The following is a 20,598-nucleotide window of genomic DNA, read 5'->3' on the forward strand; positions in this document are numbered from 1 at the left end:
TTCCCCGCTTGTCAGAAACGTATATGGTAGCCGTTAAAGGCTTTTTTTAGTCAATGAGATAACCAATCATCCACCCGCCACGAATGGTCATTGGAAATTTTTTACCAAATGTAAAATAGTTATGATTGTAGGTTTCGTATTCCGGCTGTATTAACCCGTAGTAATCATTATTTTGTTCGGCATCCCTGTAAATTTTTTCGAGATTATTAGTTTGGTAACAGTAACCGAGTCCAAAGAAAAAATCAGTAACAAATCTACCAGCCACTATGCTTTGAAATCCAAAATCTACGCCAAGCCCATAGTTGTAAACGTTTACACGATACGCTTTGCTTTGATAGGGTTCACCATTGAAGACATCATAGGTATCAAATCGTCTGTCAAAATGATGGTAGGCGAAAGTAAAGTTAGGCCTGATATATCCACCAGCTAAGGCGTGTGCTCTTTTTTTTCCACTCTCAACATAGGTGCTGCTTTTGCCCACTAATTTTATCCCCGGATTAATAAAAAATCCAATCAGGTTGGTTCGCCTTTCATTTGGAATTCCCAGGCCAATAAGGCCAAGTTTGCCTTCAAAATTAAGGCCTACCTTTATTTTTTGCTCATACCCAAGTGTAAGGTGCCTCAACAAAGGCGAAAAAAAATCGAGCTTTAGTGCTTTGTCATAATCGCGCAACTCAACACTTTGGTTTACATCGTATTCGTCCGCCTTAAAATCCATAACTTGTCCATTCTCAAATTTAATCTTATACACTTCCATTTTAGCAATTACCATAGTTGGACTAGTGCTGTCATTTGCAAATTTGTACTTGATCTCTTCTAATCCTACTTCAATTACTTTGCACTTAATTTCCTTTCTGTTTGTTTTTACAATAATGTCTTGCGCATTTATCAATTGAATGCCAAGTAACATAATAATTACTAAAAGATTGAAAATTTGTGTTTTCTTCATAATATTATTGGTTTATAAATTTCGGGCAAAAATAAAGATTAAATATCAATTACTAACGGCAAAGGAGCATTTATCGTATTACTCAATTTGTTAAAATCCATTACTTGTTTGCCATTGCGTGGTTCATCCATCATACTTGTAAACTTTGCTCCTACCTTTAGTTCTGTATGTTTATAGGAATATCGCAAATGAACACTTTGCGAAAAATTTTCGTCAAAAGCCTTCATCAATATCAGGAACTCTGCTTCTTCAGCAATAAAGTCTTCCATAGTCATACCATACAATGGGCTGCTTTCATCAATTACATGATTGACCGTCCAACTTGTAGGAAAAAACAACACCTTATTTAATTGCAAAGGCAAGTTGAAATACTTTCTTGCTTTAACACCATTTTCCTCGCGTATTACTGTAAAATTAATTTGAGCTTCTACATCAATCAATTGGTGATTGTAAACATTTGCAACGCGATACATTAACCCCGTACCATTATTAAATGGTGCCACTAGAATATTTTCGCTAAATCTGAAATTTGCCTTTGGTCTTGAAAACCGCCCATATAAAAGCCCTGTTGCCAAAGCAAAAGCGAGCAGGCCGGTAAACGATTCTACTGATGATACAAGATTTGCAAAACCACCTACCGGGTTGATTCTTCCATAACCAACCGTAGTAAATGTTTGTGTGCTGAAAAAATACAATTCTTTAAATCTTGTAAATGCATTACTATACTCTAAACCTGCAAACTCATTGGTATCAATTGCAAAGTAGATTACTGTAAATGCCAAATTGATAAAAACATAACCCAAAAAGAGCACTGTAATAAACCGAACCCAGGAAATAGAAATGAGCAAGTGGTAAAAATTAAAACGGTCGAAAAAAGGAATTCCCTTGCGGATTACATTAAAGGTTCCATCTTTATTTAGCAAACGGTCCTGTTCCAATACGTGCGTACCAAAACCAATATCGTTATCTGCTTTTACACGAAATCTTTTTTTTATTCTGCTTATCATATATTTTGAATGGGTTGCAAAACTAAATTAATAATTCACGCACTTGGGCAATTCGTCTTCGCGATACTTCTAATTGCACACCATTTTCCAGTGTGAGTATGCGTTCGTTAGAAAGCGATTGTATTTTATGCTTGTTTACCAGTGTTGACTTATGAATACGAATAAAATCGTGCGGAGTAAGCATTTCTTCAATATCGCGCAAGGTACGCGACAATAAAAATTCGGTATTGTCAATTAAATACAGGCGCGTATAATTATCATCTGCCGTGCAATAAAAAAAATCGGCAGGTGCTATCAGGAATTGACGGTTGCTTTTAGTGAGCGAGATTTTGAATTCTCTCTCATTTGTTTTAGCAAGATTTTCAAATAAGTGGCTGTATCGCTCAAGTAAAGGGCTGTGTTGCATGGCATTGCGAAAACGTTGCACCGCATCTTTAAATTCGTCCACTTGCACAGGCTTTAATAAGAAATCAATGGCACTAAAACGAATGGCTTGTATGGCATATTTGCTGTAGGCAGTTGTAAATATCACACCAAAGTTTTTTTCCTTTTGCATACGCAAAAATTCAAACCCATTCATTCCAGGCATTTCCACATCTAGAAAAAGTAATTGAGGTTTTACATGAATCATAAACTCGGAGGCCTCATCCATAGACGATGTTGCTAACAGCCTGCCCACATCAGGCACTTGCATGCGAAGCATCGATTGTAAGTATTCCCACGCATCGCGTTCATCATCCAGTATAAGTATATCAATTGGTTTATCCATTTACCGGCAAAATTAGTTTAACCCTAGTACCAGAGGTATGTTGCGCATCGTCTTTTAAATCGCTTATGGTTACCGATACATCATCCTTTATCTGATAGCTTAAGAGGGCAATACGTTCCTGTGTGATCTTTATTCCCTTGCTTTCATGATGCATGCCATGCTTTAGCTGTCTTAATTCGCCTGCCCGCTGTCGACCAATGCCATTATCAGTTACGATGCATTCTATCTTGTCATTACTGCTCACAGAATTAAATTGTACATGCAAATTTTTTTCTCCTTCCTTAGTAAGCAGTCCGTGCCAAATGGCATTTTCAATAAAAGGTTGCACCAGCAACGAAGGAATGGAAATATCATCATCCTGCAACTCTTTTGTAATGGAAATGAAATAATGAAAATCGTTACCCATACGCATCGACTCCAGCGAAAGATATAAATCTAAAAACTTAACCTCTTCATCAAGATCAATAAATGCCTTATCGCTACAATCCAGTATCATTCTTAATAAGCGGGCAAATCGTACCAGATAATTGCTAGCCTTTTCATTTTCACCTTTGGTTACAAGATTGTTTATAGCATTTAGACAGTTGTAAATAAAATGAGGATTCATTTGGGTACGCAATACTTTTAACTGCAATAGTTGATTGATATGCAAAATTTCGTCCCGTTGGGTTATAAGTGTAGCGTTCAGTTTATCAAGGATTGACGAATGCCTTTTTTCGAATTGATAATTTCTATAAATAAAGTAGCATAGCAATAACAGTAGAAGCGCTGCAATCCCTGTTGCCAGCAAAATTCGATTCCTTGATTTTAATTGCGATTGCTGAATGTCATTTTTAGCCTGTAGCTCAATGTTTTCCTTTTCCTTTTTGGCAGTATCGTATTTCCTTTCGAGTTCGCGGGTAATGCGAATGTTTTCATCGCGTTGCAAACTATCATTTAACACAACATATGCTTGTTGTACGTTGTAGGCTTCCTGCCAGTTTCCAATAGCAGCATAGGTTTCCTTTAGTGCTTTCTTTATTTCTATTCTATCAATAATAAAACCAACTTCAGTTGCTATTGAATCTCCTATGGTAAGATAATGCAATGCCTTATTATAATTTTTTCGCTTTAGCTCACATAGCCCAAGGTATTCATAAACTACTACCAACGATTCATCATAATATTCTTGCCTATCATAGATTTCTTTTGCTTTGCTGAGGTACATAAGTGCGCTATCGATTATTCCCATTTCATAGTATTCTATTCCTATTGATTGGGTTGCCATGATATACCCATCAAGATTTTCAAATTTTTCGGCTGTTTGCAAAGCCATTCGATAGTAATACATGGCTGAATCGTGATTGTTGCTTTCGCCATATGCCGAAGCAACATTATTATATAACTGCGAAAGCTGAAGGGTTAATCCAATTTGTTTGGCAATTTCTAGTGCTTTAAAATCATAATCAAGCGCCTTTTTAAGATCGTTTAAATCAAAAAACAAACCCGCAATATTCGTATATATTTGTGCAAGTTGTTTCATATTATTGGTTCGTACATAGTACTTTTCTGCTTCAAGGTAATTAATTAATGCCGTTTTCAGATTGCCTTGTTGCCGGTAATTATTGGCCAAGTTAGTTTGCGCCCGTGCTACTAAAATTTCAAATTCAACTTTGCCTTTGTATTGCATTACTTCAACAAAGCAACTAATTGACGAATCCATTTTGCCTTCTAAAGTAAAAAGATTACCCTGACTAATTCGCGTATTTAAATAGGCAAACATGTTTCCTGATTTAGCATTAATATGCTTAGCAGAATCAATGAGCGCCCGTGAAAGCTCCTTATTCGATTGCAAAACACGATCGGCCAGAAAGGTCATGATTACAACCTTTGCAGAATCATTGCTAGTATTTGAAACAACATCTAAAACCGAATCAATATACGTTTCGGTTTGAGCGTGTAGCATACTACATTTAAACAACAATAAGAAAGCAATAAGAAGAATGATTTTAAATGGCATGCACGAAAATACCATTTCTATATTTGCTTTCAAAATTGGCTTACTTTTACCTTGTAAATACGCTATGGAATTTATTATAATCTGTATAACCTCTTTTGGAGCATCGCTCTTAACCTTCTTTTCCGGCTTTGGACTCGGCACCTTATTGTCGCCCGTGTTTATGTTATTTTTTCCGGTCGAGATTGCCATTGCACTTACCGGCATTGTTCATTTAATTAATAATATTTTTAAAATTTTTCTGGTAGGTAAAAGTGCGAGCAAAAAGATTTTGCTCTATTTTGGAATTACTGCAGTTGCCGGTGCCCTTATGGGTGCATGGCTGCTCACCAAAATTTCTCATATGCCTGTTATACATTCTTATTCAATCGGTGACCATTTGTTTCAGATAACAGTTTTAAAATTAGTAATAGCCGCATTGCTTGTAATTTTTTCGCTGATGGATGTAATTCCTTACTTCGAGAAAATGCAGTTTGGAAAAAAATGGCTTGTACCCGGAGGATTTATAAGTGGTTTTTTTGGAGGGCTATCAGGACATCAGGGCGCCCTGCGCAGCGCCTTTCTAATTAAAACAGGAATAAGCAAACAGGCGTTTATTGGCACTACGTGTGTCATCAGCACATGTGTAGACATATCGCGACTAAGCATTTACTCGGCTGAATTTTTAAAACCTGAATTACTACAAAACATTCCATTAATAATTGGTGCTGCTATGGCTGCTATAGCGGGCGCCATTTTGGGTAATAAATTATTAAAGAAGATTACCATCACCTTTTTACAGCGCTTTGTTGCGATAATGCTTTTGGTAATTTCTCTTTGTCTTGGAGCCGGATTAATTTAATTTAAGCTATAAATTCGCACAATCTTTAATAGTTTAGCAAAGAATTTTTTAACATCATTGTATATGAGTTTATATAAAGAAATTTATCACACATCTTATCTGTTAGACAAAACAATATTAGTTACCGGAGGAGCCGGATTTATTGGAAGCAATATTGTAGAATACCTTTTGCACCACGGTGCAAAAAAAGTGCGTGTGCTTGATAATCTGTCAAATGGTTTTCAAAAGAATATTGACCTTTTTCGTTCACATCCCAATTTCGAATACATGCATGGAGATATAGTTAACTACCATGATTGCCATAGGGCATGCGCTGGTGTTGATTTAATTTCGCATCAGGCTGCATTAGGCTCTGTGCCACGGTCTATTGAAAACCCGCTAGCAACGCACAATGCCAACGCCACCGGATTTATCAATATGCTAAATGCGGCCCGTCAGGCTAACGTGCAACGATTTGTATACGCAAGTTCATCCTCGGTATATGGTGATAGTATAGCATCACCGAAACATGAAGCGGATCTGGGCACTCCCCTATCGCCTTATGCCGTAAGCAAATTAACCAACGAATTGTATGGAAACATTTTTGGCCTTACGTATGGCATTAAAACCATTGGCCTACGTTACTTTAATGTATTTGGACCACGGCAAGACCCAAACGGACCGTATGCTGCGGCAATTCCCATTTTTATGAACGGCCTGCTGCACAATACGCCTGTTTTTATTAATGGCGATGGTAGTACCACCCGCGATTTTACGTTTGTAGCTAATGCTGTTCAAGCAAACATACGAGCACTTTGCGCTACTGATGATAATGCTTTTACACGTGTTTACAATATTGCTGTTGGAAAAAGCACATCGCTCAACGAATTGTTTACGATGCTAAAATCCATTGCACGCAGCACGCAAAATCCTGTGTATCGTGAAGAGCGTGCAGGAGATGTTAAGCATTCTCTTGCTTCGGTCGACTTGGCCAGGAAACACCTGGCTTACAACCCATCATTTGATATGGCCGAAGGATTGCGAATTACATATCAATGGTTTGAAGCCACCTTTGGAAACAAATTGCAGGCTTAACAAAACCTTAATCCATAGATTTCCGTTTGTATGTAAGTATTAAGACTTATAAACGTCTTAATCTTTAAAACTGAAGAAAAAATGCGTGTTATAAAATTTTATACAATGATGATGCTGCTTGCGCTAAACGCAAGCTGCCAGCAGGAAGAAGTAATAAACAATAAAGTCGAAATGGAAAATAATAAAAATGCACCTACTGTGACTAAAACAGAAACTGAATGGAAGAAACAGCTATCTCCAGATCAATATTATATACTGCGCGAAAAAGGAACCGAAAGGCCCTTTACCGGGGCACTGCTGATGAATAAAGAAAAAGGTGTTTATACATGTGCAGGTTGCGGCAACGAACTATTTACCGATGAAATGAAATTTGATTCTCATTGTGGATGGCCAAGCTTCGATCGTGAAATTGAAGGCGGCAAGATTGTGCAAACTACCGATGGTACGCATGGTATGACACGCACCGAAATTACCTGTGGTACATGTGGAGGACACCTTGGTCATATATTTGACGATGGGCCAACCGAGACCGGAAATCGCTATTGCGTAAACTCGCTCTCGCTAGAATTTGTTGCTGCTACTAATAAAGAATTAACCTCAACTAATATGGACACCGTTACACTTGGCGGTGGATGCTTTTGGTGTGTAGAAGCCGTGTATCAAATGCTGGATGGCGTAATAAGTGTAGAGTCAGGATATAGCGGAGGCACAATTAAAAACCCCGCCTACCGTGAGGTTTGCAATGGCACTACCGGCCATGCCGAAGTAGTGCAAATTGCATTTGATGCTGATAAAACAAGTTTCGAAGAAATACTTAAAGTGTTTTTTACCGTGCACGACCCTACCACACTCAACCGACAAGGTGCAGATGTTGGCACACAATACCGTAGTGCGATATATTATCGCACCCCTGAACAAAAAGAAAGTGCAGAAAAAATAATTGACGAGCTGAACAAAGCGATGGTATATGATCAGAAAATTGTAACGGAGGTAGCACCATTTTCAGTTTTCTATAAGGCCGAAGATTATCATCAGAATTACTTTAGCCAAAATAAAGAAGAGCCCTATTGCCGCATGGTTATTCAACCTAAGATTGCTAAGTTTGAAAAAGTATTTAAGGAGAGGATAAAGAGATAAAAATTCTAAAGTAAAAGCAGACCAAACCTCACCCTACCCCTCTCCTTAAGGAGAGGGGTAATGCGCTGCGCTTGTATTCAAGCAATAGTGCGCTCTTTGCACTCGCTCGTGTCCCGCTAGTGAAAAGTATTTTGGCCTCCTGCTTTTTGCACTTTTTTTTGCTTTTATTTTCAACGCAAGATAACAACTTTTCCACTCTCGCGTCTTTCATTTTTATTTGAAGTTACCCGCCAAAAATAAATCCCATTATTTAATTGCTCCGTATGCACCAACAAATTTTTAAAAGTGCCATACAAATTTTTGCGCAATACTTCATTGCCATAACTATCGTACAACACAAAAAGTAAATTCTCGTTGGTAGGGATATTGTATTTTATATAGAAAGAATTGTTTGCAGGATTAGGAAACAACCTAACCCCCAACCTCTCTACCGTGGGAGATAGGAGTGAAAGCCCTAAGGTATCACAAGGACTCCCCGGCAACACTCCCAAATCATAATTGGGGAAATTGGGGATTGAAAAATTGTACCGAGGCAAAATAATTGCATGTTGATTTACATTACAAGCAAGCCCACCACTATCTGGGTTTTCTATTGCATGCATAGCAAATGTGCCAGTAGATGTAGTAATGTAAATTTTACCATCCACTCCTATTTGATGCAATACGAATACAGTATTGATTCCTAATGGCGCCTGAAAACCATCATATACAGCAACAGTTACCTCGCTTGCAGGTATATTTGCAGCTTGCAAATCATACTGCAAAATATTGATAGCATCAAGATTTACATAAGCATACCTTGAATTAGGAGAAACACTTGCGCCAATGCTAAAGGAATTAGTAGGATAAACAATGGTATCAATTAATGTTAATGTGCCACTGCACCTATCAAAATCAAAAAAAGCACAGCCTTGAATGTAGCTTAAAATAAGTTTGCTGCCATCTGGCGAAAAACATGCTTGGCCTATTTGTGCACTATCTACTGGAAAATTTAAATGACTTGCAATGATTATAGTGTCTGGCTGTATATTCAAAACATAGTACCCCAATTGCAGTTGATTTCTACTTTCAGGCACTAAAACCCACCAATCGCGTCCATTGGCATGCTTACAGGCTGTAATTCCTCCAACAAATAATGTATCATCGATTAATATTTCATTTTTAATAATGACTTCGCCCCTGTTGGCATCTAATGACATATCTATAGTACTACAATAAAGGTATCTTGGCCTATTTAAAGGCAGCGGAAAATCAATGGTTTCATGAAACAAAAAATACAAACTATCACTATTGGGTTTGGGAATAATAATATTGCCCTGTGGAATAAATAATCCACCGATATAATAAGTATTTGTATAGGCACTTGGGTTTAGCCCACTTCCATTTTTCATTGTGTCATCTTTTGCATTTGCTACATAAACACCATTTGTATAAAAAAGAATGGCTCCCGTATCGTTGCTTATGGCTGCATTTGCTCGGCTAGCATATAGCCAACGTGGGTGCTTGTATAAATAAAACGAATTATTAGGGTATTCAACAGTCATGCCACCTAAATTTGTATCTACTGAGTAGCTGGCATATCCCAATGGCCAATAATTACTTCTACCTTGACTAAAAATATGCATAGAATAAATACAAAATAGAAGTGTAATGATTAAACATTTGCCTTCGGTTGGTGTTTTCACCACCCGCTATGGATTCAGTTTTTGTGCCCATCATTTTGTGCATATTTTGTTGCGCTTGTGAAACGTCTTGAATTAAAAGTTTTGTTTGAAGTTTATTCTGTGCATCAATTTCAAATTGAAAACAAAACACAACGGTAACAATATACGTTACGTGCAAAAAGGTTTTTCTTAAAGAATTAAATGGCATCATTTCATATTTTCCTTAGTGCAAGATAACAATTTTTCCGCTCGCACAATACACCCCAAACCCCTGAAGGGGCTTACCTATGCTCGGCTGGCTTTTGGAGTTATTATCAGATACCACCCGCCAAAAATAAATACCATTATCCAATTGCTCCGTATGCACCAACAAATTTTTAAAACTCCCATACAAATTTTTGCGCATAACTTCTTTACCATAACTATCGTACAGCACAAAAAGTAAATTCTCATTTGTAGGAATATCATACTTTATGTAAAAAGAATTATTGGCAGGATTGGGCGCAAGTCGTATTGCTCCCTCTCCTTTGGAGAGGGCTGGGGTGAGGTTTAACCCAAGCGTATCGCAAGGACTCCCCGCCAAAGGCCCCAAATCATAATTTGGAAAATTGGGTATAGTAACATTAAACCTACCAAGCGACAAGGAATGTTGTAAAACATTGCATAAGGTATCTGCACTATCTGGTTGGTCTATTACATGTAAAGAGAAAGTAGCATTACCAGTACTAATATATATTTTACCAGCGGGGCCAAGTTGATGCAATACAAAAGAGGTTGGCCACGGTGGGTTAGGGTCATAAAAACCATCGTTTACAGCAACCGTATCAAGACTGGCTGCCATGTTGCTTGCCTGCAAATCGAATTGGAATATGTATGGGCCGTGTGAAACATAGCCATATCTTGAATTAGGTGAAGTAGAACTACCTATCCAATAAAAGCTATCTATATACAAATAGTATTGAGGATTACTTAGTAAACCAGTACATCTATCAAAATCATAAAAATATGTGTGATCCCAAGTTTGATTCCAAATATATTTACTACCATCAGGCGAAAAACAAGCTTGGCCAATTCCTAAATGATTCAAATAAAAATTTTGATGATTTACAATAATAGTATCTGGTGTTATTAGCAAAACATAATAACCACCATCGTTGCCGTACTCTGGTGCAACAAGCCACCAATCGCGGCCATTGGCATGTTTGGTTGCAGTGAGGCATCCAGAAACTAATGTGTCCGATATTAAAATATTATTCTTTACTATCACCTCACCCTCACCACTATCACTTTTAATATTTATAATGGAATAGTATAAAAAATTTGGTCTATAAAAAATATCAATATCGTTGGTTTCGTGAAACAAATAATACAAACTATCACTACCAGGTTTTGTAATTATTAAGTCGGCTTGTGGAATTTTTAACCCATAATAATTCCATTGAGTTGTGTACCAGCTTGGGTTGAGACCGCTGCCATTTAGCATAGTATCATCTTGGGCATTGGCAATGTATACACCATTGGTATAAAACAAAAGTGTACCATTGCTATCGCATATACTGGCATTAGCAAATTCGAAATTCATATCGCGATAAAAAAAATATGCCGAATCAAAATGGTGGTTGCTAAAATCCATGTTTACATTTCCAAATGGGCTCCCACCCCAACTCTCATATCCCAAAATCCATTTATTGCTTAATTGCGATATGCATAATTGCTGGAAGCCAACTAATAATACTAACATGAGAAAAGAAATTTCATTTTAATTATTAAATATAAAAAAGGCTCATGATATTAATCACGAGCCTTTATGTTAAAAATTATTTTTAATTGCCTGTTGCCTGTTGCCTGTTGCCTGTTGCCTGTTGGTTCAGCCCGTTTTCAGTATCTAATAAAAATGTATAGGCCAAAACCTTTGTTTGGCCAATTGTTGAATTTTCCATAGCGATAAAGTTTTAAATTGTTTTAAAATAGAGGAACTTTATTATTCCAAAGATAAAAAAGTTATTTACAAAAAAATCTATTTATGTCAAGTAAAGTTTTAAACAGAAAACTTTTCCTAAGTAATATCTTCACAAACCTTTTCGAACAAAACCATTCCTTATTCTTCTTCGCTTTGTGCTTATACTCCTTGTTAAATAAATTCAAATTTTTGCTATGGCCTTATTTCATGACAAGATAAAAAATAAATTTTATTTTAAATCAATATCCACTCCGTTTAAGACTCGCTTCCTGTTTTTCAAACCAATTATTTCGTATCTTTGATTTTCATGAAACCACGGTTTTTGTTTTTCCTTTTTGTGTGCATGGTGCAAAGCACCATGGCGCAATATTACTATTTGCCACATATTAATACAGGTCAAAATCCGGGTTTGGTCAACAACGAAAACGAAAATTTGTATGGCTTTGGGCTACATCCAGCATGGTTATCTATACATAATGGAAATGCTGCTACACCTGCCTGGTCATCAATACAACCTCTTCCATTTAATTTTATATTTAATGGAACATCTTTTGGCTCTTACATCGTATCCACATCTGGCATAGTTAGTTTTGATACACTTACTTTAATGACTGCACCATCCTATCAAAATTCAACATTGCCATCTGCATTAATTCCTGATAATGCTATATGCTTATGGGGTATAGCCGGCACAGGCAGCAATGATAAAATTGTAACACGCACATTAGGTACCACACCTAATAGACAACATTGGATTTCATTCAACTCATATACATCCAATGCAAATGGCTGTTATGTTTTTTGGTCCATTGTGCTGGAAGAAACAACAAATAAAATTTTTATTGTTGATCAACGCAATGGAGGATGCGCACAAGAATTAACGGTTGGCTTGCAGATTAATTCCAACACGGCCATAAGTGTAGCGGGTTCGCCATTAATTAATGGCACCACAGGCAGCGGCATTTTTATTACAGACAATACCTATTACGAATTTATACAAGGTACACAACCACAGTGGCAGGCAGCATTAGAAAAACTAGACCTTGTAAACAGCGCATTGATACCGACCAATGAAACTACTACATGGAAAATTTACAATGCAGGAATAAACACGATAGACTCTATTACTATTAAATATAAATATAATAGCCTTACACTTAGCGATCAAAAATTTAGCTTGAATATTTTGCCCGGTACCTATTTGAATATTTCACATATTATACCGGTAACCATATACGATGCGCAAATAAATCCTATCACGTGCTGGATAGAACTTGCAGGCGATTTGGTGCAAGCAGACGATACGTTACATGATACCATTTACACTTTCAGTTACCTGGCACCAAAAAAAATTGTGTTTGAAGAATTAACAGGCACTTGGTGTGGCTATTGCCCTAAGGGCATAGTGGCTATGTACAACTTAGGCACTCAATTTCCGGCAACTGCATTTCCTATTGCTGTGCATAATGGCGACCCAATGGTAGTGCAGGGTTACGACTCTGCTTTCTTACCGCTTATAACCAATATACCCAGTGGCATGGTAGATCGCAATGATCTGGATATTGATCCTTCTGATTTTTTGACCTACTACAACAAACACATTACCGACACCCCTTACTGCGAAGTTTGGATGACAACTAATTACAATGCTTCGTTACGAATTGTTACCATGAATGTACATTCTAAATTTACTATTTCGCTTGATGGTGACTATCGGTTTAATGCTGCTATTACAGAAAATGAAGTAACAGCCCTTACTCAAGGTTATGCGCAAGTGAATTACTATAGTTTTATGTCGCAAAACCAGCCACTCGTAGGAGCGGGTCACAATTGGCAACTTGATAGCAATCCGGTGCCAGCCTCGCAAATGCAATATCACCATGTGGCTCGCGCCTTACTCGGAGATTTTGATGGGCAGGCTAACAGCCTGCCTCTTAATCCTAAAGCTGATAGCATATATACGCACACCTTTACTTATACATTGCCTCTGGCATATGACGAAACCAAAATAAACATGATAGCATGGGTGCAAGACTATTCAACCGGAAAAATATTAAATGCAGCATCTACTACTATTGCTGCTGACTTGCAGGAGTTAGGAGAGAATGATATGATAGTTTTTCCAAACCCAACGGATGGCCATTTTACTATTAAAGGCGAAAATTTTTCTGAGGTTACAATCTATGATAATCAAGGCAGGGTGGTATGGCAAGCGCAAGGGCTGTCAACAATTTTAAATATCCTATCTATAAATTTAAGTAATCAACCAACCGGAGTTTATACCATGCGTGGTGTAACCAAAACAGGAACTAAACAAGGCCGTGTTGTAATAATGCAGCGTTAATAACTCAATTATTTTTTGCATAAATCATTGACCGTACGAAATGATAAAATCATTTCCTTTGATGTATGATGATAAAACAATTATTTATTAGATAATATGATGACTGATACGAGAACGACTCGCACCAATCCAATGGATGGCAATGTGATAGCAACGATGTTCAATTGGAATGGCAAGGGCAGCAGAAAAATGCAATTGGCAAATAAGGTGCTGGGTGCTATGAATTCGAAGATGCAGCTTAAGCATCCTTGCCAGTACGGTGAAATGACCACCCGCGAAATGCGCATGAATCTTTTTCATTTGCTCAGTAGCAATCTGATATTTAATGTGCCTGGAGATGTGTGCGACCTTGGCTGTTTCAATGGACAGACAACAGTATTGCTCAAAAAAATAATTGAGCATTATAATCCACAGGTGCAATTGCATGCTTACGATAGTTTTTATTCTGCACTAGGCGAAAAAGATGCAAAACAAGCATTCGTAGACAGTTTTAAAAAATACAATATAGCAATGCCGCATTTGCACGAAGGAGATTTCTACAAAACTATTCCGGCTCAATTACCTGATAGCATTTGCTTTGCAAATATTGACTGTGGCTTTGGAGGTAATCCTGACGATCATAAAAATGTTATTAAGCATTTGCTTCAACATGTATATCCACGTATGAGTACTAATGCAGTTTGTGTGTTGGTTGATTATGCAGAAACTAACAACCCTTCGCTCTGGAACATCAATAAAGGCGTGAAGCCCGCATGTGATGAATTCTTTAGCGACAAGCCCGAAAAAGTACAATCACTTTTTGGCGGAGATTTTTTTCAAGGCTATTTTAGAAAACTGTAACGTAAAATTAATTTTAATGGCACTCAAACATTGGCTTGTAAAGTCTGAACCAAGTGTATATAGTTATGATCAACTTGCTGCCGATGGATGCACGGTGTGGGATGGAGTGCGCAATTATGCAGCACGCATTCATCTTAATGGTATGCAAAAAAATGATTTGGTTTTATATTACCACAGCATGGATGCTACGGAAGTTGTGGGCATTGCAAAAGTTGTACGTACTGCCTTTCCTGACCCAACAGATAATGAAGGTAAATGGGTAGCGGTAGAACTTACATCACATAAAAAATTAAAAAACAGTGTACCGCTATCAAAAATAAAAGCAGAGAAAAAATTACAAAATATTGCGCTTGTACGAATTGGAAGATTATCTGTAATGCCTTTAGCAAAAGATGAATTTGACTGTATTGTAAACATGGGAGCGTAGCACTTTTTATTTAACATTAATAGCGAACAGTAAAAACCTGCTTGCTTAGTGCTTTGTCAAAAAACACCATTCCCATTTGAAAACATTCAATACACAAAGTTACTTGTTCATGTGCTTTAATAATTTTCCATGATTGTTGCATATCCTTACTCCAGTTAATATCATCAAAAACAAATATGCTCTTTTCATTTTTTTTACTTAGCAATAAATCGAAGTAATGCAGGGTAGCCTTACAAGTGTGATTACCATCAATAAATGCAAGGTCCACTGTACGCGTTTCCTGCATCAATTTTGGAAGGGCTATATCAAAATCATTATGTATAAAAGTAATATTATGCAATGATAGACGGTGAGCATATTCAATTGCAATTTGCTGAATTTCTTTAACTCCTTCTATCGTAATAACGGATGCAAGGGGGCGTGCTGCAGCCAAATAAAAAGTACTAATGCCTGCTCCGGTGCCAAGTTCCACCACGGTTGCAGGAGCTACGTATTGCATCAGGTTATAAAGTAAGCGACCATATTTTTGGGGCTTGGCAGTGCGGCTTACCAGTTGACTTACGCTGCCTAAATCTTTTCCGGGAGTAGCTCCAATACTTTTTCCATTTATCCTCGCAGCGTTACATAACATCTGCTTACGTGCATGCTCAATTAATTCAAAATCGGGATACGGATTATGATCGTAAAAAACAGCTTGAAGAAAATTGTAAATAAATTTGCTTTGTGCCGCATGAATTCCATTTGCTTTGCGACAATAGCTTAAATAAGCAAGTAGTTTTTGTAATGCATTCATTCAAATGTTACAATGGCAAGCTTTAGTTTTTTCTTTTCAATGATTGGCACAGCTACCTGATCAATACTTACCTGCTTTGATTCGCGTGGCAAAATCAACACCTTGTCTATGCCCCTAAAAACATCCGTATCGGCAAGTTCTCCGATATTATTGATGGTTGCACCAATTACTTCATTATTGCGAACCCAATCGCGATTGTAATAAATCATTATCTTACCAAAGCTATTAGCAGTAGCATATGAGAGATACACTCCCCCATCGTTGGTGCTGTTTTGTTCCTTTTTTACTTTCCGCGCCCAGTCAATACTTCCATCTTTGTTAATGGATACAATGGCCACATTATCGTAATGATACTCGAAACGATGTTGGAAGGTTTGCGTAAAATAATCGTAATACTGAAATTCTTCTTTAAAGAAATTTTCAGCGATTAGGAGAGCGCCACCATCGTTGCGTAATATTATTTTATCAATCGTAAATTGACCTATGCCTTCTTCGCGGCTTCTTGCAGCTAGTGGATTTTCAATATACCGGGCGCAAGTGATTTGTACCGGTGCAGGAGTGGTTACTGAAAATCTGCCTAAGGCTACACCGCTTGCACTTTCACCAGTGGATTCAACATACAAGCCAACCACAACTACTTGCCTGTTTTTGTTATCAAAAGTTACTGATGCTTCGTGAATAACTTTACTCGCTGCAACAAATTCATAAGCAATACTATTATCTCCTCCTGCAGGAGAAATATGCAAAACATACTTTGCACTATCATTCATTCGATCATCACGAATTCGTTTGTTCTGGCTTTCAACACCTGTTAACACCACATCGCCAAAATTGGAAACATCAAATGCATCGGGGATATAATGTGACTCATCGAGTCCGATAGCAATGGTATGATGAGAAAATTGTTGCAATCCTGTATCACACACATAGAAGTGAAAGGTTTGATTGCTGCGCTCGAAAGCCTGTAATGAAACAACAAAATAATTATTGCCGGAGGAACGTGTTAGTAAAATTCGGTCAATGGCACGGCTATCTGCAAGGGTAACTTGTAAGCGATGGAGCGTATCTTTATTTATTTTGCCTTTGTCATTTATAAGGTGAAAGTTGATTCGATAATTGTCATTCTTCAACTCTTGGGTATAAGCCAGCACAAGCTGGTTGTTAAATAATTCTATACCCATAAGGGTACTGTTTTCAAATTCGATATCAATGGGCAATCGCCACTTTTCCTTTGCATCAAAATTAAAAAACACCACCCTGCTTTTGCGCAACTTAAAACCAAGGCGATTATAACCTTTATCAAGCGAAATATTACTTTGCAATACATATACTCCATTGCTGGTACTGCCTAATACGCGCATAAATTCAAATCCATCATCATCATAAGCCTGTGGCGAAATATTAAATGATTGAGCACATAATGAAGCATGTAAAAAAAGCAAAACCAAAATACTTGATAAGACTATAATAGCTTTAAATTTCATTTCCTTCTCTTTCATCATGTGTAACGCAAATGTATCGGAATAAATTTTATACCGTACGCATAATGGTAAAATCAATTAGGTTGATTAGCGAGTTTTTGTATTCTGACTCGGGAAAAGCATGGAGTATAGATTTTGCTTTGGTCGTAAACACATTCATCTTATTTACCGAATAATCGAAACCTCCACTTTGCATTACTTCGTTTATTACGGCTTCAACCTTAGTGGCATCGGTATTGTGATTTTTCACAATATTAATTAAGTGTTTGCGGGTGGTGCGTGGCACTTTATTCAAGGTATAAATTAGCGGCAAGGTCATTTTTCGTTCCTTAATATCGATACCCACCGGCTTCCCTGTTTTATTAGTTTTTTCATAATCAAACATATCATCTTTTATCTGAAAAGCCATACCAATGGTTTCGCCAAGCTCGCGCATACGCTCAATAAGTTCAGGGTTCTCCTTCTGTGCACTTGCTGCGCCAATGGCGCAGCAGGAAGCTATAAGTGAAGCCGTTTTATTTTTAATGATGGTGTAATACACTTCTTCGTCAATATCCAGATTGCGTGCTTTTTCAAGTTGAAGGAGTTCGCCCTCGCTCATCATGCGCACAGCATTGCTAACAATTTCTAGCAAATGAAAATGCTTACGCTCAACACTAAGAAGCAATCCTTTGGCAAGCAAATAATCGCCCACGAGCACAGCAATTTTATTTTTCCATAATGCATTGATAGAAAAAAAACCTCTGCGCATGTTGCTGTCATCTACCACATCATCGTGCACCAGGGTAGCGGTATGCAACAACTCGATAAGTGATGCACCATCAAAGGTAGATTCGTTAATGCCTCCGCACATTCCCGCAGTAAGAAATACAAACATAGGGCGAACTTGTTTGCCTTTGCGCTGCACGATGTAATGCATAATCTTATCCAGCAATGGCGCTTTGCTCTGCATAGCAAGCTTGAATTTTTTTTCAAAATCAAGCATTTCCTTTTCAATTGGTTTTTTTATTTGATCGATATGCAGCGCCACACAAAATATTTATAGGTGGTCAAATGTAAATACTATGACGTAGATGCTTTCATAAAAATAAATAAAACTGTCATTTTTCAGGAAATCAGCAATTGGTATGCATACGCAATATTGCACATAGCTGCATTGAACCGCAATTTATATCTAAATTAGCAGCAACTTAAATTTTGTATCAAACCAATGAAAAAAGCCAGTTTAGTTATATTAGCGATTGCTTATAATAGTTGCGTTTTGCATTCGCAAAACCCATTCACTAATCTTAAATCGAATTGCGTACAAATGCATATTCATGGAATAAGCAATCACAATGGCAATAATTTACCTGGCAGTATGCAATATCATAACTACTATGCCACTCAAACCAATACCAATGTAATATGGTGGAGCGATCATATGCATGCTTATCATCAGTACAATACCAGTTTATTTAACTTTAGCGGAGCAACCTTTAACAGCAACGCCTTTGAGCTGCAAGGGCTAACAGCACCTACGGCCAGTTTTCCTGATAGATGGAAGTTTAACAAATATATAGGTGGAAGCACTTACAACGTAAGCGCATCAGGCACAAAAATTAACTTAGCGTTACGTGCCGAGAGCGGAACCAAGCGCTGTTTTATGGAGGCATTTCCACGTGGTGGAAATGGGCCGTTAACAGGCACCAATGAGTTTGGTCGTACACTTTTATCAGAACCTGTTATAACTTTTAACATTAAGCCAAGTGGGCTTAATGCCACAACCTCTACCAAAATAAAATTGATAGTCTATCTTAGTTATCACCATTACGATGGCAGCGCCAAAAGGCAAAAGGTTGTTTATAATTTCATCAGAGCAGCTGGCACTTATAGCCTGAGCACGGATAGTAATACGGTAACCGTTAATGTACCTGTCAGAAACAACATAGATACAACCATCACCATTAATATGGCAAGCATGGCGGCATATCTTAAGAATGGCAAAGACAATACAATTGGCGATTATAGACTTTTAGTAGAAGCAAAAAATAAAGATACGGTTTCGGCAAGTTTCAGCGCCATCCAAATTACTTCGAATAAAAAAAGTCACACCTTTCAATGGAATGGGCTAAAACAACTAGGCAATAATTACAAGACACAATATGCGGTGCAAAATTATTTCGGCTCTGAGTTTTCTTTTAATTTTGTTCAAAACAATTATATACACTTTAATGGGTTTGTACCTGAAAGTGCAGCCAATGCAGATTTTATGCATGATAGCACCGTGTATAATGCCAGTACGGCTTCCTCGTTTATTTCCTTAATAAAAAATGCTGGTGGAGTTGTAAGTTATAATCATCCATTTGGCGCAGCGCGATACAATGTACTTTCTGATGTACAGCAAGACTCGCTGGTTAATGTTTTTGCCAATTATATATTAAGCGTAAATGGCAATGATTGTGATATGATTGAGATTGGATATATATCGCGCGGGTATTGCGACCTTGCCCATCACATTCAACTTTGGGATAAATTGAATGCCAATGAACTCTTTATGTATGCAAATGCAGTAGGTGACCGTCATGGTGGTAATTGGTTTGACAATGAGAATCCTTTAAGCACGTGGATATTCAGCATCGACAGAACTTCTGAAAATCTGATATCAAGTATAAAAAAAGGCAGAATGTTTTTTGGCAATAATATTAAGTATGATGGACGATTCTATATAAAGATTGGAAACAACTTTATGGGAGATAAAAACATATCGTACAAAAATAACCCTGACACGTTGGAAGTGATTATTACCAACGCATTGCCTGGTTCTACTTTTAAATACACACATGGTAAAATAAAACCGGGATTAAATGTAAAGTACTTTGCCAAAGACTCAACATTTACATTAAACCAACTACCTGTTATTGATAGATCGCAACCCGGATTTGTTTATGTTACAGTAACAGATAATACAGGCGAAGTTTACCTGGTTTCTAATCCGATAATTTATTTTAATGAACTACCAGATAGAAACTGTGCAACATCTCATGTAGCGGTAGAGATTTCGGTACAGCCAACGGTAGATGTAAATAATAAGACCCTTACTATAAATTCAATAATTGAAGAAAAAGCGGATGTTTCAATTGTAGATTTGCAAGGCAAAGAGGTGTTTAGAATAAACAACTTAGATGTCCCAAAAGGAACCAGTCAAATTGAAATGTCATTGCAAAATATTATCGAAGGCATTTACCTAGTGCATTACAAATCAGCCGCTTACGAAGCCTCAACAAAGATGACCATTGCGCGACATAATCCCGCAACTCCATGTAGGCACTAACAG

General features: G+C 37.4%; 17 protein-coding genes. 7 read left to right on the forward strand and 10 right to left on the reverse strand.

The window, feature by feature from the left end:
• Positions 1 to 46 precede the first annotated feature (46 nt).
• From IPO27_02935 to IPO27_02950, 4 genes are read right to left on the reverse strand one after another with little or no spacing between them, the layout of a single operon-like run.
• Positions 47 to 949: a hypothetical protein gene (locus IPO27_02935; protein ID MBK8845557.1), complete on the reverse strand. Its 903-nt coding sequence runs from the start codon at positions 947 to 949 to the stop codon at positions 47 to 49.
• Positions 950 to 987: 38 nt separating this feature from the next.
• Complete coding sequence (locus IPO27_02940) at positions 988 to 1,956, reverse strand: hypothetical protein (protein ID MBK8845558.1); 969 nt, start codon at positions 1,954 to 1,956, stop codon at positions 988 to 990.
• A gap of 22 nt (positions 1,957 to 1,978) precedes the next feature.
• Positions 1,979 to 2,725 carry a response regulator transcription factor gene (locus IPO27_02945; protein ID MBK8845559.1) on the reverse strand — a complete coding sequence of 249 codons (747 nt, stop codon included), beginning with the start codon at positions 2,723 to 2,725 and terminating at the stop codon, positions 1,979 to 1,981.
• A complete protein-coding gene (locus tag IPO27_02950) occupies positions 2,718 to 4,670 on the reverse strand; it encodes a histidine kinase (protein MBK8845560.1) in 1,953 nt (650 codons plus the stop codon). The genes IPO27_02945 and IPO27_02950 overlap by 8 nt, the downstream gene beginning before the upstream one ends.
• 118 nt (positions 4,671 to 4,788) lie before the next feature.
• On the opposite strand from IPO27_02950, the gene IPO27_02955 reads away from it, so the two are divergent.
• The 3 genes from IPO27_02955 to IPO27_02965 all read left to right on the forward strand — a co-directional run bounded on the left by IPO27_02955 (position 4,789) and on the right by IPO27_02965 (position 7,773).
• Entirely contained in the window at positions 4,789 to 5,562 is a 774-nt protein-coding gene (locus tag IPO27_02955; GenBank protein MBK8845561.1) for a sulfite exporter TauE/SafE family protein, read from the forward strand.
• A gap of 63 nt (positions 5,563 to 5,625) precedes the next feature.
• On the forward strand, positions 5,626 to 6,636 hold the full coding sequence (locus IPO27_02960) for an SDR family oxidoreductase (protein ID MBK8845562.1): 1,011 nt from the start codon (positions 5,626 to 5,628) through the stop codon (positions 6,634 to 6,636).
• A gap of 171 nt (positions 6,637 to 6,807) precedes the next feature.
• Entirely contained in the window at positions 6,808 to 7,773 is a 966-nt protein-coding gene (locus IPO27_02965; GenBank protein ID MBK8845563.1) for a bifunctional methionine sulfoxide reductase B/A protein, read from the forward strand.
• A gap of 170 nt (positions 7,774 to 7,943) precedes the next feature.
• On the opposite strand, the gene IPO27_02970 is transcribed toward IPO27_02965, so the two are convergent.
• The 3 genes from IPO27_02970 to IPO27_02980 are packed head-to-tail and all read right to left on the reverse strand — an operon-like array spanning position 7,944 to position 11,178.
• Positions 7,944 to 9,398, reverse strand: a complete 1,455-nt coding sequence (locus tag IPO27_02970) for a T9SS type A sorting domain-containing protein (GenBank protein ID MBK8845564.1) — start codon at positions 9,396 to 9,398, stop codon at positions 7,944 to 7,946.
• Positions 9,385 to 9,648: a hypothetical protein gene (locus IPO27_02975; GenBank protein ID MBK8845565.1), complete on the reverse strand. Its 264-nt coding sequence runs from the start codon at positions 9,646 to 9,648 to the stop codon at positions 9,385 to 9,387. The genes IPO27_02970 and IPO27_02975 overlap by 14 nt, the downstream gene beginning before the upstream one ends.
• A gap of 12 nt (positions 9,649 to 9,660) precedes the next feature.
• A complete protein-coding gene (locus IPO27_02980; protein MBK8845566.1) occupies positions 9,661 to 11,178 on the reverse strand; it encodes a T9SS type A sorting domain-containing protein in 1,518 nt (505 codons plus the stop codon).
• Positions 11,179 to 11,704: 526 nt separating this feature from the next.
• On the opposite strand from IPO27_02980, the gene IPO27_02985 reads away from it, so the two are divergent.
• The 3 genes from IPO27_02985 (at position 11,705) to IPO27_02995 (ending at position 15,008) form a co-directional block, all read left to right on the forward strand.
• Positions 11,705 to 13,741 (forward strand): Omp28-related outer membrane protein, encoded by a 2,037-nt coding sequence (locus IPO27_02985; GenBank protein ID MBK8845567.1) that lies wholly within the window; start codon positions 11,705 to 11,707, stop codon positions 13,739 to 13,741.
• A gap of 96 nt (positions 13,742 to 13,837) precedes the next feature.
• Positions 13,838 to 14,581, forward strand: a complete 744-nt coding sequence (locus IPO27_02990) for a hypothetical protein (GenBank protein ID MBK8845568.1) — start codon at positions 13,838 to 13,840, stop codon at positions 14,579 to 14,581.
• A 16-nt stretch (positions 14,582 to 14,597) separates the two neighbouring features.
• Positions 14,598 to 15,008 carry an EVE domain-containing protein gene (locus tag IPO27_02995; protein ID MBK8845569.1) on the forward strand — a complete coding sequence of 137 codons (411 nt, stop codon included), beginning with the start codon at positions 14,598 to 14,600 and terminating at the stop codon, positions 15,006 to 15,008.
• A gap of 16 nt (positions 15,009 to 15,024) precedes the next feature.
• On the opposite strand, the gene IPO27_03000 is transcribed toward IPO27_02995, so the two are convergent.
• The 3 genes from IPO27_03000 to IPO27_03010 are packed head-to-tail and all read right to left on the reverse strand — an operon-like array spanning position 15,025 to position 18,267.
• The gene (locus IPO27_03000) at positions 15,025 to 15,801 is read right to left on the reverse strand and encodes a class I SAM-dependent methyltransferase (protein ID MBK8845570.1); all 777 of its coding nucleotides are present in this window, start codon (positions 15,799 to 15,801) and stop codon (positions 15,025 to 15,027) included.
• Complete coding sequence (locus tag IPO27_03005) at positions 15,798 to 17,303, reverse strand: hypothetical protein (GenBank protein ID MBK8845571.1); 1,506 nt, start codon at positions 17,301 to 17,303, stop codon at positions 15,798 to 15,800. Before IPO27_03005 ends, IPO27_03000 begins: the two co-directional genes overlap by 4 nt.
• 28 nt (positions 17,304 to 17,331) lie before the next feature.
• The gene (locus IPO27_03010; GenBank protein MBK8845572.1) at positions 17,332 to 18,267 is read right to left on the reverse strand and encodes a polyprenyl synthetase family protein; all 936 of its coding nucleotides are present in this window, start codon (positions 18,265 to 18,267) and stop codon (positions 17,332 to 17,334) included.
• Between the two features lie 225 nt (positions 18,268 to 18,492).
• Between IPO27_03010 and IPO27_03015 the strand changes: the two genes are divergently transcribed.
• On the forward strand, positions 18,493 to 20,595 hold the full coding sequence (locus IPO27_03015) for a T9SS type A sorting domain-containing protein (protein MBK8845573.1): 2,103 nt from the start codon (positions 18,493 to 18,495) through the stop codon (positions 20,593 to 20,595).
• The last annotated feature ends 3 nt before the right edge of the window (positions 20,596 to 20,598 follow it).

The sequence above is a fragment of the Bacteroidota bacterium genome, from assembly GCA_016714535.1.
Taxonomy (GTDB): Bacteria; Bacteroidota; Bacteroidia; order AKYH767-A; family OLB10; genus JADKFV01.